The 16,490-nt window shown below is 36.3% G+C and carries 14 protein-coding genes; 1 reads left to right on the forward strand and 13 read right to left on the reverse strand.

Annotated elements, in window-relative coordinates; all coding sequences use genetic code 11:
• Positions 1–67 precede the first annotated feature (67 nt).
• Positions 68–1,321 carry a glutamate-5-semialdehyde dehydrogenase gene (locus HMPREF2818_RS00265; RefSeq protein ID WP_000221008.1) on the reverse strand — a complete coding sequence of 418 codons (1,254 nt, stop codon included), beginning with the start codon at positions 1,319–1,321 and terminating at the stop codon, positions 68–70.
• A 9-nt stretch (positions 1,322–1,330) separates the two neighbouring features.
• A complete protein-coding gene (proB, locus tag HMPREF2818_RS00270; RefSeq protein WP_000820352.1) occupies positions 1,331–2,134 on the reverse strand; it encodes a glutamate 5-kinase in 804 nt (267 codons plus the stop codon).
• 140 nt (positions 2,135–2,274) lie between these two features.
• On the opposite strand from proB, the gene HMPREF2818_RS00275 reads away from it, so the two are divergent.
• Entirely contained in the window at positions 2,275–3,660 is a 1,386-nt protein-coding gene (locus tag HMPREF2818_RS00275) for a PTS transporter subunit EIIC (protein ID WP_000085847.1), read from the forward strand.
• Positions 3,661–3,867: 207 nt separating this feature from the next.
• Here the strand turns inward: HMPREF2818_RS00275 and HMPREF2818_RS00280 are convergent, their stop codons facing one another.
• The 11 genes from HMPREF2818_RS00280 to HMPREF2818_RS00330 all read right to left on the reverse strand — a co-directional run bounded on the left by HMPREF2818_RS00280 (position 3,868) and on the right by HMPREF2818_RS00330 (position 16,487).
• Positions 3,868–5,472, reverse strand: a complete 1,605-nt coding sequence (locus HMPREF2818_RS00280; protein ID WP_001104589.1) for a hypothetical protein — start codon at positions 5,470–5,472, stop codon at positions 3,868–3,870.
• A gap of 3 nt (positions 5,473–5,475) precedes the next feature.
• Positions 5,476–6,210, reverse strand: a complete 735-nt coding sequence (locus HMPREF2818_RS00285; RefSeq protein ID WP_000589158.1) for an ABC transporter ATP-binding protein — start codon at positions 6,208–6,210, stop codon at positions 5,476–5,478.
• A 19-nt stretch (positions 6,211–6,229) separates the two neighbouring features.
• Complete coding sequence (locus HMPREF2818_RS00290; RefSeq protein WP_000711205.1) at positions 6,230–6,535, reverse strand: bacteriocin immunity protein; 306 nt, start codon at positions 6,533–6,535, stop codon at positions 6,230–6,232.
• A gap of 212 nt (positions 6,536–6,747) precedes the next feature.
• Entirely contained in the window at positions 6,748–8,733 is a 1,986-nt protein-coding gene (gene tkt, locus HMPREF2818_RS00295; RefSeq protein WP_000141871.1) for a transketolase, read from the reverse strand.
• Between the two features lie 124 nt (positions 8,734–8,857).
• Positions 8,858–10,288 carry an AcpB/EbpR/MafR family transcriptional regulator gene (locus HMPREF2818_RS00300; RefSeq protein WP_001217286.1) on the reverse strand — a complete coding sequence of 477 codons (1,431 nt, stop codon included), beginning with the start codon at positions 10,286–10,288 and terminating at the stop codon, positions 8,858–8,860.
• The gene (locus HMPREF2818_RS00305) at positions 10,279–11,616 is read right to left on the reverse strand and encodes an NAD(P)/FAD-dependent oxidoreductase (RefSeq protein ID WP_000137254.1); all 1,338 of its coding nucleotides are present in this window, start codon (positions 11,614–11,616) and stop codon (positions 10,279–10,281) included. Before HMPREF2818_RS00305 ends, HMPREF2818_RS00300 begins: the two co-directional genes overlap by 10 nt.
• An 87-nt stretch (positions 11,617–11,703) precedes the next feature.
• Complete coding sequence (locus HMPREF2818_RS00310; RefSeq protein WP_000350767.1) at positions 11,704–12,402, reverse strand: MIP/aquaporin family protein; 699 nt, start codon at positions 12,400–12,402, stop codon at positions 11,704–11,706.
• Positions 12,403–12,413: 11 nt separating this feature from the next.
• Entirely contained in the window at positions 12,414–14,243 is a 1,830-nt protein-coding gene (gene glpO / locus HMPREF2818_RS00315) for a type 1 glycerol-3-phosphate oxidase (protein WP_000396081.1), read from the reverse strand.
• Positions 14,244–14,255: 12 nt separating this feature from the next.
• Positions 14,256–15,764: a glycerol kinase GlpK gene (gene glpK, locus HMPREF2818_RS00320; protein ID WP_000093527.1), complete on the reverse strand. Its 1,509-nt coding sequence runs from the start codon at positions 15,762–15,764 to the stop codon at positions 14,256–14,258.
• Between the two features lie 113 nt (positions 15,765–15,877).
• Positions 15,878–16,141 (reverse strand): DUF1294 domain-containing protein, encoded by a 264-nt coding sequence (locus tag HMPREF2818_RS00325; RefSeq protein WP_000571497.1) that lies wholly within the window; start codon positions 16,139–16,141, stop codon positions 15,878–15,880.
• An 88-nt stretch (positions 16,142–16,229) separates the two neighbouring features.
• A complete protein-coding gene (locus HMPREF2818_RS00330) occupies positions 16,230–16,487 on the reverse strand; it encodes a DUF896 family protein (RefSeq protein WP_000371297.1) in 258 nt (85 codons plus the stop codon).
• Positions 16,488–16,490: the final 3 nt, after the last annotated feature.

A 16,490-nucleotide genomic window follows, 5' to 3' on the forward strand; every position in this document is an offset into this window, starting at 1 on the left:
ATAAATCCTAAACTTTAGAAAAGTAAAAGAGAGACCGATAAATGCAATCTCTCCTATTATAGGTCAACTATTCCCTTACTTGACCAGTTCCATTAATATAGTATTTTGTACTTGTTAAAGCTTCTAATCCCATCGGTCCACGCGCGTGTAATTTTTGAGTCGAAATACCAATCTCTGCTCCGAGTCCAAAAACGAAACCATCTGTAAAACGTGTTGAAGCATTAACATAAACTGCCGCTGCATCTACCATATCCTGAAAAATTTCTGCTCTACTGATATTATTAGTAATGATAGCTTCTGAGTGATGACTACTGTATTTATTAATCCAGCTAATTGCTTGTTCAAAAGAATCTACTACTTTCACTGACATAATATAGTCTAAAAATTCAGTAGCATAATCAGACTCACTTGCAGCAACAGCATTTTCTAAAAGTTGTAAAGCTTCCTCATCGGCACGAAATTCAACTGACTGGTTCGATTCTTTGAGCATTTTCTCCAATTGAGATAAAAATCCCTTAGCAATAGCTTGATGAACAACTAACCCTTCAGCAGCATTACAGACACTAGGGCGTTGGGTTTTAGCATTAATAACAATCTTAGCTGCCATATCTAAATCTGCAAATTCATCAATATAGATATGAACATTTCCAACACCTGTTTCGATAACAGGAATCTTTGACTTTTCCTTCACCGTTTGAATTAATTTTGCACCACCTCTTGGAATTAAGACGTCCACGTAGTCTGTTGCCTGCATTAACTCCTCTGCTACAACGTGACTAGTATCTTCAACTAATTGTACTATATCTGGGTTGTGGCCTGTATCTTGCAATGTTTGGCGCATACAATTAACCAAGGCAGTATTTGAAAAAATAGCATCTTTACCACCACGTAAAATAATAGCGTTCCCTGTTTTAAAAGCTAAACTAAAGGCATCCACCGATACATTGGGACGACTTTCAAATATCATTGCAATAACCCCTAAAGGCACTCTTTTTTTAAGGATTTTTAAACCATCTAAATTTGTATAACCACTAACAACTTGACCAATCGGATCTGCCAAATCTGCTACCTGATAAATACCGTTTGCTATCGCCTGTATGCGGTCTTTGTTTAGTCGTAGACGGTCCACCATAATTTCTGAGATACCATTATCTTTTGCCTTAGCAACATCGCGAGCATTCTCAGTCAAAATGGTTTCAGTATCAGCCACTATGTTTCTCGCTAAGTCCCTGAGTATCTCATTTTTACTAGCTGTACTTAATCGTGCTACTGATTGACTAGCTTTTTTAGCATTTTGCCCTAATATTTCAATATACGTCATAACTCAATCTCACTTTCCTTGAGCAAAATAAGTTCCAATATTATGCCCATCTAACACCTTTAAAATATCACGAGGATTGGCGCCATTCATCAATATCATTTGTCCATTGTTATCAAACACCATTTGTGCACTTTTAATTTTACTAAGCATGCCACCAGTACCAAACTTACTTCCTGCTCCTCCAGCTGACTTAATGATGTCATCGGTGATCTCAGAAACATGACTACGTAAAACAGCATCATCATAAATATTAGGATTTTTATCAAAAAGACCATCAATATCTGACAGCATAATTAATAAATCTGCTTTAGTAATTTTAGCAACGACAGCAGAGAGACGGTCATTATCCCCAAACTTCGTTTTATGATCCATCTCATCCACGCTGACAGCATCATTCTCATTGACGATTGGCAAAATTCCCATAGAGAGCAGACTCTCAAAAGAGTTTGTTACATTTTGCAAACTCTCTGGAAAAACCACAACGTCACGTGTTAATAAAATTTGGGAAACATGAGTTTGATAGTGCGAAAATATCTGAGAATAAAGACTCATCATGGCTACTTGTCCTACGCTAGAAACTGCTTGTTGTTGTGATATTTCTTGAGGACGCTTATCCATTTTCAAAATGTCTAAACCAAACCCCATAGCTCCAGATGATACTAAAATCACCTCCATGCCTCTATTCATAAGACTAGAAATAACAAATGCTAAATGGTCTATTTTACTTAAATTAATTTTCCCGCTTGTCTGTACGAGGGAACTGGTTCCTACTTTAATAACAATTCTTCTAGTTGTCTCAAAATGTCTTTTCATAAAAAAATTATATCATAGGCCCTTTAGGAATGCTATCTGAAAACATCATTGAAAATTCACAAGCATTTCCAAGTGTTTTCTTTTATTACTATGCTATAATCTAGAATCGGAAAACGTTTTATAAGTATTAAGGAGATATTATGTCTAGAGAATACATCGCCTTGTCAAAAAATATCATCAAACACCTTGGTGGGCAAAATAATATTAACAATGTTTACCATTGTCAAACACGCCTTCGCTTTAGTCTCAATGATCCGACGAAAGTAAACCTTGAGCAATTAAAAACTTTAAAAGAGGTAAAAACTGTCGTTATCAGCGGAGGGCAACATCAGATAGTGATCGGGACTCATGTCGCAAAAGTGTTTGAAGAAATTAACTCCCTCATTGAAACTAACTCAACGACTAAAACAGAACAAACTAAAAAAGCCAAAGCAGTTAGTCGAATTATTGATTTTGTTTCTGGGACTTTCCAACCGATTTTACCAGCTTTATCAGGCGCTGGTATGATTAAGGCATTGCTAGCTTTATTACTAGTATTCAAAATCTTGACACCGTTATCTCAAACATATATATTACTAAATCTTTTTGCAGATGGTGTTTTCTATTTTTTACCTATCTTAATCGCTATCACAGCTGCTCAAAAATTGAAAGCTAATCCTATTTTAGCTTTGGGAACTGTTGTCATGCTCCTTCACCCTAATTGGGCTAATTTAGTAGCTTCTGGTAAACCAGTATCCTTATTCCATACGATCCCATTCACACTTACTAACTATGCATCAAGTGTCATTCCCATTATTCTAATTATTTGTGTTCAGGCTTATATAGAAAAATATTTAAATCAAATTATTCCTAAATCACTACGTTTAGTGCTTGTTCCTATGTTAATATTTCTCAGCATGGGAATTTTGTCGTTCTCTATATTGGGACCAATGGGTACTATCGCTGGCCAATATTTAGCTGTTATTTTTACTTTTTTATCCAAATACGCCAGTTGGGCACCTGCTTTTCTAGTAGGAGCATTTGCTCCTATCCTAATCATGTTTGGTGTTCATAGTGGAATTGCTGCATTAGGAATCACACAACTAACGAAATTAGGGTTTGATTCTATTTTTGGACCAGGCATGCTCTGCTCAAATATCGCACAAGCAACTGCAGGTACAGTGGTGACTCTTATAACAAAAGAAAAAAAGCTTAAAGAAATTGCTGGACCTGCTGCCATAACAGCTTATATGGGAATCACCGAACCTATCTTATATGGTGTCAACCTTCCGAAACGTTATCCTCTAATAGCCTCACTTATTGGTGGTGGTCTTGGAGGACTATATGCCGGTATAATGAACGCTCACCGCTTTGCTGTAGGCTCTTCTGGTCTACCAGGTCTGTTTCTTTATATCAGTCATACTTCAACACATCTTTTTATTACCATGCTTATTGCAGTTATCATTACTGTAAGCACAACTGCTATATTGACATTCATTCTAGCACAATATTACGAAAAACAAGTTAGCATCAGACAAAGAGACTAGGTTATCCCTAGTCTCTTTGTCTGATAAGATATAATAGATAGCAATAAAAATCAAATATTTTAGAGCTAAAACTAGCGTTATTAAACAAAGGATTACAGTGGCTGCCTTCCAACCATAAAGTCCACAATAAGCCTTTATTTTATCCGCTATAACTATCTCATTTATTAAGCATTATTCTTACTGTATGATTTTTCTAAAATCTTTTTACTAAACAAGCTTCTTCCAAAAATTTTTTAGCAGTAGATATTGACAAATTGATAATATGAGCAACCCAGTAATAAGGATTATGATATTGACAGCTACAGTATTCCATACCATTGACCAAAAAATACTTATTCCAATAAGAAAACTACCTATTATCATCATTCCAAACAATGAACCAACTAACAGCCATTGGCCTACCCCTCTATTAAATAGTTGCGTAACCTCTTGCCAATTCAAGAACAGATGTTTATAGTCACGTCTATAAATAAACTGGCCTTCGATAAGTCCCATGAAGACTAGACCTAAAATGAAGCTCAATAAAACGAGGATTGATAGCTTAAGTAGAAAGAATCCTACCAAGAAATAAATAAAAGTAGGAACTGCAAGTTGTAAGGTTATCAAAGTTACAAATTTATGCTTCAAGAAATACGAAAATGATATAGGCAAACTTTTTATAAAGTAGAAATTACTTTTTTCTAAAGAAATACCTACCCCTACAATGCTAGCTGGCATCACACATAAACTACCTATTAATATTCCTGCTAGAAAAGCTATCCCAAAATAATTTTCATTAAAAAATCGACCAATCTCTTTACCATTATTCAAAATTGGAACAATGAACATTGCTAGATATAATAGTGGCATTAAAAATGTATTTGTCAATAATGTCGCATTTTGTAAACTTGATAAATGGTGTTTAACAAGAGTTTTATTAATTGACTCACGTTTACTAAAATCGATTTGACGATGGACTTTTCTCTGCTTGACCTGTCCATACAACAACTCCTGATAGTAGCGTGGCATAACCCATTTATAAATAGCACCTATCAAGAATAAAATGATTAAGAGCGGAAGATAATAGTTGAGGAGACTCTCCATACTAAACGGCGCTGTAACAATATCATAATAACCTCTGACATAAGGAATTGGAGCGATATCTTGTAATTTCCCTTGTACCATCTTTTGACTAGTCATATTCACAAATAATAAGGGAACTATTGCTCCAAATGTAGCTAGTGAAATTAATATAGTAGAAATAAGTTTCCGATTAGCACTTCGAATAATGGCACGGCCTATTAAACTATTAATATACAATGAAATTACCGTTACCGATAAAAATAAAATAGCAAAATTTATGATTGCTAGGAGGACCGCAAGTGGGCCACCTATTATACGCCAATAAGCCACAATCATTAAGGTTAGGATTGGCATTAGAAAAGTTACAGACATCCCAAATGTTGCAAAAATTTTAGCAACATAGAGCTCTTCAGATTTAATAGGCAAATAAGCATATTGTTTAACATCGTCACTCTCATAGAAAACACTGTACATCGCAATAAAAGAGTAGATAATGGATACTAGTGTAAAGATACCAATGTAGAACGTGAAATAGCCCGGATATTCTTTAAAATCAAGTGATACAAAGAGAAATACATAAATTATTGAAAAGAGCAAAATCTGAAATAACTGATTTCTAAACATGGATTTATAAGCTGAAAATTCTTTTTTAGGATGCTTTTCTTGCTTTTTTCTTAGTGCCGATAGAGTCTGAGGGTTTGAATAAAGGATATTAATTTTTACGAGTTCCCAGATACGTGACCAATTCATACTTTATCCCTCCCTATTAGCTTGACGTCCTGCTAATTCCAAATAGATAGTTTCCAAATCTTTATCTGGATATTGCATTTTTAACTCACCTAAGCTACCGACAAAGATTAATTTCCCTTGTTTCAAAATACCTATTCTGTCGCATAACTGTTCTGCAACTGCTAAAACATGTGTTGAAAAAATAACTGTTTTTCCATTTTTAGCATGTTCTTTCATCATTTCTTTCAAATCAAAAGAAGCTTGAGGGTCTAAACCAGTTAACGGCTCATCTAGAATCCAAATGTCAGGATTTGGAAGAAGGGCACCTATAACAATGACTTTTTGACGCATACCATGTGAAAAACTTTCAATAGGATTATAGCGTTGCTCCTCTAGTTCAAATATGTCTACCAATTTTGTGATACGTGCTTCAATATCTTCTGGGGCAACGTCATAAATTTTAGCTAAAAAGTACCAGTATTCCTCTGCGGTTAAATTTAAGAAAATATCTGGCGAGTCCGGTACATAACCTATTTTTTTCTTAATTTGGTCACGATGTTCTGTCAAAAGTAGGTCATCAATATAGACTTGGCCATAAGTTGCATCAATAATAGATGTTAGAATACTAATTGTCGTTGTTTTTCCTGCTCCATTGTGACCTATTAATCCAAAAATCTCACCATCTTTAATAGAGAGGGTTAAATCACTGAGAGCTTCTTTTTCCCCGTATACTTTCGAAACATGTTCAAACTTAATCATAAAAATCTCCTTTTATCTCCTAATGATTTCCAAATACTTTAGAAAGCAATCCCGTTGTTACCTTATTTTGCTCATATCTCTCAGACAATTTTTTAGCAGATTTTTTCAATTCCTTAACTGTAGCTAATGACTCGAAAGATTTTTCTATCTCATTATTTTCCAATTGCTGAGTTAACTCATAAGCAACACGAGGTACATCGCTAGTTTTTATCAAACCATTCGATGCTGATAATAGTATTGATGATAGCACTGCATCTTCACGGACAGCTATATCATTGTAAGTATGCTGTATCTGCCGATAAAAATCACGACACTCCTTCTTCATAAACAAACCTTTCTAAAAAGATAATTAATAATAGTTGTATTATTTTATATATACAATAGTTTTATCAATTATACTGCGCTATGGAATGTTTGTCAAACGTTTTCAAAAAAGAGTGCTTTCCATCACCTATCAGTCTATCAAAACTATTCTCAAATCCATCCTATATCTTACAAAAAAGAAGTTGAGGTATTTTTCCCAACTTCTTCATGCTCTTAAAGTTCTTTATATAGCGATACAGCATTCTCAACTGTAAAGCCATACTCTTCGAAAATTCTGTTACCTGGTGCTGATGCTCCCCAAGTATCAATAGTAAGTGTTAGCCCATTTAAACCAACATATTTACCCCAACCGAAGCTTGATCCTGCCTCAATAGCAAGACGTTTTGTAACAGCTGATGGAAGCACTTGCTCTTGATATGAAGCCTCTTGTTCATCAAAAATGTTTTGTGCTGGCATAGATACGACGCGAACATGGATGCCCTCTGACTCAAGTTTGTCTTGAGTATCTAAAGCTAATTTAACTTCTGAACCTGTTGCAATGATGATACCATCAAGTTCACCTTTAGCTTCTGATAAAATATAAGCACCTTTATTAACCCCTTCTTGGGCTAATTCTGATGTTCCTTCAAGAACTGGTAAGTTTTGACGTGTTAAAACAAGCATCGTTGGTCGATCTGTCTCTGATACAGCTCGTTGCCATGCAGCGTTTGTTTCATTACCGTCTGCGGGACGGATAACGTTCAAATTAGGCATTGAGCGCACTGATGCTAATTGTTCTATTGGCTCATGAGTTGGCCCATCTTCTCCAACAGCAATAGAATCATGTGTCATAACATAGACAGTTGGCAAGTTTTGAAGTGCAGCCATACGTACTGCTGGTAACAAGTAGTTTGAGAAGACAAAGAATGTACCCCCATAAACACGAGTCCCACCGTGAAGCGCAATTCCATTCATTGCAGCAGCCATTGCAAATTCACGTACACCAAACCAAATGTTACGCCCAGCGTAATTACTTGCTTGGAAATCTGTTTCTGCTGCTACCATTGTGTTATTAGAAGCTGAGAGGTCTGCTGACCCTCCCCAGAGGTTCGGTAATTGAGTCGATAATTGTTGAATAGCTTGTTGGCTTGAAACACGACTAGCCACTGATGAACCTAGGTCATGAGCTTTCAATTCAACTGTCTCAGCTTGGCCAGCAAAAGCTTCTTTGTATTCAGCTGCTAATTCTGGATACTCAACTTCATATTTAGCAAAAAGATCATTCCATGCCTCTTCTGCCTTCGCACCACGCGCTTGAAGATCTGAGGCAAATCGAGCTACAACTTCAGCAGGAACAGTAAAGTCTGGATATTCCCATCCATAAGCCTTCTTGGCAAAAGTAATACCTTCTGCACCAAGTGGCGCTCCATGAACTGAAGATGTTCCCTGTTTCTCTGCGCCAAATCCAATAATAGTTTTAACTTCAATAATGGTTGGTTTATCAGTTTCAGCTTTAGCAGCTTCAATTGCTGCAGCAATCGCTTCTAAATCATTACCATCTTTAACTAAGATATGTTGCCAACCATATGATTCAAAACGCCCTTTAACATCTTCTGTAAATGATTGAGACGTTGGACCATCAAGTGAGATATCATTTGAATCATAAAGAAGGACCAATTTACCAAGTTTTAAGTGTCCAGCAAGACTGGCAGCTTCTTGGCTAACACCCTCCATCAAACAACCATCACCATGAAGTGTATAAGTGTAATGATCAACTAAATCAAAGCCTGGTTTATTAAATTTAGCAGCCAAATGAGCTTCAGCCATTGCCATACCAACAGCATTAGCAATACCTTGCCCTAAAGGTCCAGTTGTTGCTTCTACACCATCAGTATGGTTAACTTCTGGATGTCCAGGTGTTTTTGATCCCCATTGGCGGAATTGTTTTAAATCATCAATTGATAAATCATAGCCAGCTAAATGAAGTAGGCTATAAAGAAGAGCTGAACCATGCCCAGCTGATAGCACAAAACGGTCACGGTTTGTCCAATTGCGACTTGTTTTTGGGTTTACATTTAAGAATTTATTCCAAAGCACATAAGCCATAGGCGCAGCTCCCATAGGAAGACCTGGGTGCCCAGAATTTGCTGCTTGGATAGCATCAATAGAAAGCGTGCGGACTGTATTAACCGCTAATTGATCAATGGTGTCAAATGTCATGATAAAACCTTTCTGTTTTTAACAACTAAATTTAAAATTGTTCGTCTTTGATATTATAACATAAAATACGTAAACGTTTTAACAATTTCTGGAGGGATTAAAACCATTCAATTAAGTAATGGGATTAATTGTCATAAATAAGTGAATCTATTTCCTGTAGTTCTCGCTCTGAAGCACCTTTATTAAGGCAATAGGTTAGTTTGGCTTTATAAGGTCTTGAGCGACTCTGATAAATAACCATATCAAATCCCTTTCCTTCGTCATAAGGTTCGACTTGAATAGAATTATTACCAGAGAAATGTTGTCGAATGCGATATTCCAACAATGACTGTTCCACAGCATTACCTGTCATATCTAGGCCAATCCTAAAGGGCATTTTTTGACTATTTTTCGAGAAAATAAGCAATTCCAACAAATGTAAAGTCAGCAAAGAACAACCATCTTCTGTTAAAGGTCTAATTCGATTAACATTTGCAATAATCTTCTTTGAAATATGATGCAACTTATCCCTCATATTATGATCAATAAGTCGATACGTTTGTTCTAAATCAGGTTGTTCAACTAAAATATGACCTTTAAAGAAATAATAATGGCTATATAACTGACCAAGTTGGTAAATAACCTGATCTGATGTCTCGTCAGCTAAAATACTCTCCTTTTTAAAGTAGATGATTGTTTCGGTTACACAATCAATAATCGGACCTCCAAACCCCATGATGTATTCCATTGTATTGATTGGTAAAATATTTTGTGAATGTAGAAAAGCAAAAGTTGCCAGAACTTCTCCTTCCCTATACTCAAGAGCAAAACGACTCATATACAAAACTAAGGCTGCGTCTAACCGTTTATAAAAAGCATTACATTGATAATGTTCCACAATGGGCTTGAGATTATCAGATATTTTTTCCATAGCAAGGAGACGATGATGACAAATACTAAACCAAAGCCCCAGATTTTGCTGAGCTTCTCGAGTTAAAGTATGTTGAGCCAAGCGCTCTATTAATAGAATTAATGAGTCTAAGTCTAATTTCTTTATCATATTTTGGCACTTGTCATAAGACCATAGTTGCTTGAATAATTCATAATAAAAATAACGCCATTGCAATTCATCACCAATCTGTTTTCCTTGTGAAATAGCAATATCAAATTCCGCTAACAATTCATTGAGATGAGCAAGATGACGATTTAAAGTAGCCTCACTAACCATCAATTCTTGAGAAAGACCAACGATTGTGAACTGACGCTGATTAAATAAAGATATTAAGATAGTGTATTTAATACTATCTTTCATCAGAGCTTTCAACACTTCTTGATTGGATAAGTTATAATCCTCTTCTAAAAATAACTTATCCTTATAATAAACGATTCGACAATTAACTTTTTCTTGTTCAAAGTAGCTATTAAGATTATTGATATATTTAAGCAAAGTTGCTCGACTTAAACCAGTTTCTAATAAAGCTAACTTCAGTGCTATTGCCTGAGGAGAGCCTCTTAAAAAAGAAAGTAGCCGATATTGAACACGCCTTTCTTTTTCCATTAGAGCTTCTATTCGCATAGCCCAATCCTCTTTTCATAAAGGTTGATAGCTGCTTGATGTAACATATAAGCCATCTCAGATTCTCTAGCTGTATAAATGAAATCTTGAAAAGCCAAATCAAAATCTGTCATGTCACACGATATAGCTTGAACAAGCTGATTGGCAGTAGCCAAACAATTTTCCTTTGAGATTAATTGAGCCCCCAATAAATGGCCCGTTTTTTGATTAGCAATCAATTTTATCCTTAAATCATACTGTTCTTTAGGGAAATAAGTAACACTAACGGTATCCTCGTAAAGACCAGCTTCCAGCTCAGTTAATCCAATGTTAGCTCTATAATAGCCAAAGTGTTTAGATCCTGTAGCGCGTGTTATTTTTAATTTTGGAACAGCATGTCCCGATAAATGGTATGCCAACATTTGTGCCGAACGGATTGCTTGGTTAATTAAGGGCATATAATAAGCACTATTAAGACCTTTAAAATACGACCAAATCAAATCGCCAATAGCATAGATATTAGGGTCACTCGTTTGGAAATAATCATTTACAACAACACTATTATCAACACTTAAATCAACCAACCCAGTTAAAAGACGACTATCCGGACGAAAATTAACAGCTAATATGACAGCATCAACTGTAAAGGTGTCTCCTGTTAGCGTTCGCAAACAAAGTTTTTCTTCTCGGGTTACAGTAATTTTCTCAACCTTTTGATTTTGGAAAAAATGTAGTTTTGATTCAGCCATCGCATCAAGTAAAGGAAGGGACATATCAGGATCTGTATGCCTGAAGTCTGGTCTTTCTTGAGCTTCTAACAAAGTGACCGCCTTCCCTGATTCATGTAAACTATAAGCAATATCTAAACCGATGATACCTGCCCCAACAACTGCTACCTTATGACTTTTATCTAATACCTGCTTAGCATTTTGACTAGTTGCATAAGTTTTTGTTGTTAAAACACCTTGCGCATCAGCCCCATCAATATAAGTTGATTCTGCTTGGGAGCCCATGGCACAAATCAATTGATCATAATAGACAGAAGAACCATCTGATAACATTAATTCCCTATCTTCTTTATTAATTTTCTCAACTTTTAGACCAAATAGACAGCGTATATTCTGCAACCGTTGCTCTTCTTCTGTCTGCCACATGGCCTGATTTAAACCACTAATTTCGTGACGATAATACCAATTTAAGCCATTTGGAACATAATCTGGATGAATTTCTTTATCAATCAAAACGATATCCCAATTAGGATTTAATTGGCGTAATTTCTGCGCACAAGTCATACCAGCAAAAGAAGCTCCTAAAATGACAATTACTTTATTTACATATTTTTCTGTCATAATTACTTATTATAACAAAAGAAGTTACTTTTGAAAACGGTAACAAAAAACTGAGACCATAAAGTCGGTCTCAGCATCAAAAATCTCTTACATCATAGCAAATATTAAGGCTGCTAAAATAGCTCCTACCATAGGTCCTACTATCGGAATCCATGAATAAGTCCAATCAGAATCACCTTTGTTCTTCATCGGTAACAAGGCATGCAATAAACGAGGACCAAAATCACGTGCAGGATTAATAGCATAACCTGTTGTTCCACCGAGCGATAGACCAATCCCAACCACTAACATACCAACACTCATCGTACCAACTCCTGGAGGCATATTGTATTTTCCGATGGCAAAAATAGTAAGTACAAGAACAAGTGTTCCCAATACTTCACTTAAAAAATTGGAAAAATTATCCTTCAAAGCCGGACCAGTTGCAAAAGTTCCAAGGATGTCTGCTTTATTTTCTGCAGCCTCATAATGGGGTCTAAATTGCAAATAAACAAGAAGTGAACCTAGCATTGCACCAATAATCTGTGCAATCATATAAAGAATAGCTGTTCCCCAAGCTAAATCACCTTTGATTGCAAAAGCTAATGACACAGCTGGATTCAAGTGGGCAGGGCTAATATTGCCAGATACCAACACTGCAATAGCTACAGCAAGCCCCCATCCAAATGTGATAACAATCCATCCAGAATTATGATTCTTCGTTTTAGGCAAAACAACACCTGCTACAACACCATTACCAAGTAAGACTAAGAGAGCTGTTCCTAAGAATTCTCCAAAAATATCCATTATTATCTCCTTCAATTATCCTTCAAAGCTGCCAAGTCATTGTCTTTTAGAGTCTCATGTAATTCTTCTTCATAGAAGGTTTTGTCTTGATCAGACCATTGATAATGTTTAGCCATCTCATCAATAACAGGCTGAATCAAAGAATCTAAATTATCTCTCATGAAAAGCATATGATTCGTACGTCTTAAGAAGAAATCCGTTGGGCTAAGCGCCATTTCATAATCCATAGCATAGTGAAGTGACAACGTTTCTACCAAGCTCAGACCTTCTGCTTCTGTAATTTGGCGTGTCAATGCAAATAATTTTGGTGCATTTGACCCATAAAGGTTAGCAATATAACGTGCATCCTCAATACTTAAACCACTTAGTGTGCCCAATTGAGCATAAGCTTCAATTTCAGAATCAACATTAGATGGGTTAATCTCTCCTCCTGAAACAGGATAGGTTTTAGAATTGATTAGTTTAAACTTGCGATTATATTCTTTATCCAAAATGTTAATAATAGTTTCCATGGCACCTTCTGCCATTTTTCGATAATCAGTAATTTTACCACCAGCAAGTGTTAATAGACCATTATCATCACGCTCAAAACTTGATCCTCGAGAAACAGCTGATGGGTCCAATTCTTTTTCAGAAGTACTAGATTCAACATGAGAAATAGCTTTTTCAACATCCTCACGATGATTTTTATGTGCAATATAATCTTTAACGGAATCAATTAATTCTTCAAAACTTTCATCGCTTAGTTTTCCACTATTGCCTCCATTATAGTCAGAGGCACTATTCCCTGATAGTAGTGGACGCAGACCTGCCCATGAACTCTCAATATCATCAATAGTAAGCTCTGCTTCTGGGAAACGTTTGTTTACAATATTAAGGAGGTAGTCAACATCTTCTTTAGTTACCGTAGGATGTTCTAAGTCTCCATGGTAATCGGTATCTGTAGTTCCAAAATAAGTCTTATCTTCACGTGGCAAAACAAAAATCATGCGACCATCATTTAGACCTGTATCAACATAAACAGGTTGAGAAACATTTAATTTTTGGCGATCTACAACTAAGTGAACTCCCTTAGTTGGACGTAATTGATGAATTTGCTTACCTTCATTGGAGAAGTTGCGAACGGTGTCACTCCAAGGTCCAGTTGTATTAATAACAAGTCTAGCTTTTATATCGATAACTTGGTCAGTCAACAAATCACGCGCACGTACTCCTATAATTTGATTGTTGTCATCAAATAAGAAGTCCTCAGCTTTGACATGACTAGCAATATAAGCTCCATCCCTATTAGCACGTTTAATATTTTCAATCACTAGACGTGCATCGTTATTACGGAAATCTAAATAGATCCCTCCGCCTAGCAAACCTTCTTTTTGTAAATCAGGCTCACGCTTAAGAACATCTTCTGCGCTCAAAACTTTATTGGCTGCGGGTGTATTTGTCACACCTGCTAATAAATCATATAAATCCATAGCCACTTTAAGGCGAAACATACTAAAAGTAGAACCCGGCTCATCGTAAACCGGTAAAAGCATTGGATCTGGCTTAGGAATGTGTGGTGCAATTTGCTGCACGACTGCACGCTCTGATACTGTATCAGAAACAACTTCTACATCAAATTGCTTCAAGTAACGAAGACCACCATGGACCAATTTTGTTGAGCGACTACTTGTCCCTTCTGCAAAATCTTGCATTTCAATAAGTCCAGTATCTAATCCACTAGCTGCTGCTTGTAAAGCGACACCAGCGCCTGTGATACCCCCACCTATGATAAGTAAATCCAGAGTACGATCTTGCATTCTTTGTAAGGCTAAACGTCGTGTTTCTCGTGAAAATTCCATCTCTACACCCCCTTAATCCTCTTGAGCAAATACTTGTGTCGCTTTGACAGCTTTTCTCCACCCTTTATACAGTTTTTCTTTTCGAGACTCATTCATTGTTGCTTGGAAAAGTTGTCCTGTTGCGTTTAGTTCTTTTAGTTCATCCATACTTTCCCAATAGCCAACTGAAAGTCCGGCTAAGAAAGCTGCACCCAAGGCAGTAGTTTCAAGGTTCTTCGCACGAGCAATATCAATCCCTAAAATATCCGCTTGGAATTGCATTAATAAATTATTCATTGCAGCTCCACCATCTACACGAAGTTGTTGGATATCAATTCCTGAATCAACTTGCATAGTGTCAATAACGTCTCGTACTTGATAAGCAATTGACTGAAGTGTAGCTTTAACAAAATCTTCTTTACTTGTCCCACGAGTTAATCCAAATACTGACCCTCTAGCATTTGAATCCCAATACGGTGCACCCAAACCTGTAAAAGCTGGAACCACATAAACCTCATCGTCACTTGTTGATGATTGAGCAAGGCCTTCTGACTCACTTGACGTTTCAATCATTCTAAGACCATCACGTAACCATTGAATAGCGCTTCCTGCAATGAAGATTGATCCTTCAAGTGCATAATGAACCTTACCATTAATGCCGTAACCAATCGTTGTTAATAGATTATTTTGAGACAGTTGCATCTCTTCGCCCGTATTCATGATAATGAAGGAACCTGTACCATAAGTGTTTTTTACCATACCAGGTTCAAAGGCCAACTGTCCAAATAATGCTGCCTGTTGGTCACCAGCCATACCAGAAATTGGCACCTCTCCACCGTAAAAATGGAATGGAGTAGTTTTCCCATAAACTTCAGAATTAGATTTTACTTCTGGTAACATTGCTTTAGGAATATTCAGTAACTCTAAAATTTCATCATCCCATTTAAGTTCTTTAATATTATAAAGCATCGTACGAGCAGCATTTGAATAGTCTGTAACATGGACGAGACCATCAGTTAACTTCCAAACTAACCAAGTATCAATTGTTCCAAAAAGCAACTCTCCTTTTTCAGCACGTTCCTGTGCTCCAGGAACATGGTCTAAAATCCAACGAACTTTTGTTGCCGAGAAGTAAGCATCAATGACAAGACCTGTTTTCTCATGAATCATATTAGTATGACCTTCTTGCTTCAATTGATCAGCAATCGGGGCTGTTTGTCGCGATTGCCATACAATAGCATTATAAATTGGAAGACCTGTTTTTTTATCCCAAACAACAGTTGTTTCACGTTGATTGGTAATCCCAATAGCCTCTATCTGTCCAGGTTTGATGCTTGATTCAATAAAAGCTCCAGCAATGACAGATTGAACAGAATTCCAAATCTGATTAGCATTATGCTCTACCCAGCCTGCTTGAGGAAAAATTTGGGGAAATTCTTTTTGGCTACTCGCAATTTTTTCACCTTTTTTATTAAAAATAATTGCTCGAGAACTTGTTGTTCCCTGGTCAATCGCCATAATGTATTTTTCTTCTGAAGACATAAACTTCCTCCTTAAAAGTAAGCGTTTTCTTTTGTAATTCTATTATACCTAAATCAGTCTATCCTGCACTATCAAAAATTTAATATGCCCCTAAAATTTTTGATAAGATATCATCAATAACACCAAATTAGCCAAATAATAGCTAAATCAATAATCATTCCGATATACCAAACTAGTCTGAAATACCATTTAGTCGTTTTATGACGAAAAACTTCTCCACCTAGGAATGCACCAAATCCTCCTAATAATAAACTCTCTATTAACAATGTTTTCTCACTAATACGCCATGCCCCTCTAATTGCACGCCTTTTATCAATAGCATAGGTTGCAAATACTAAAATATTCCATAACAGTAATGCTAATAGTAATTCAATCATTATTTTTTCCTTCCTAATAAAAAAGGCGAGACAAAGATTATCTTTTGCCCCACCCAAGTGTTGACTTTAATCTAAAATTGTCTCCCCATTAAGAATTTGGATCATCCAAACTACGACCATGTAGTCCTTTTTCTCTCTGGACTTGACGAAGTTTTTCCGGGGTAACATCATTGCCCTCATCATCCACTAATTTAATTCCTTCAACGTGGTGACGGACTGATCGGCGGAAACCTTCAATATATTCTTCACGGAGCTTTGCTTGTTCAACCTTCTCTTCTCCGGTCAATCCAACTGTTTTTTTCTTTTTTGAAAGCTCGTTAATACGAGCAATTTTTTTAGGATCCATAAA

The sequence above is a fragment of the Streptococcus sp. HMSC076H09 genome, from assembly GCF_001811765.1.
Classification (GTDB): domain Bacteria; phylum Bacillota; class Bacilli; order Lactobacillales; family Streptococcaceae; genus Streptococcus; species Streptococcus agalactiae.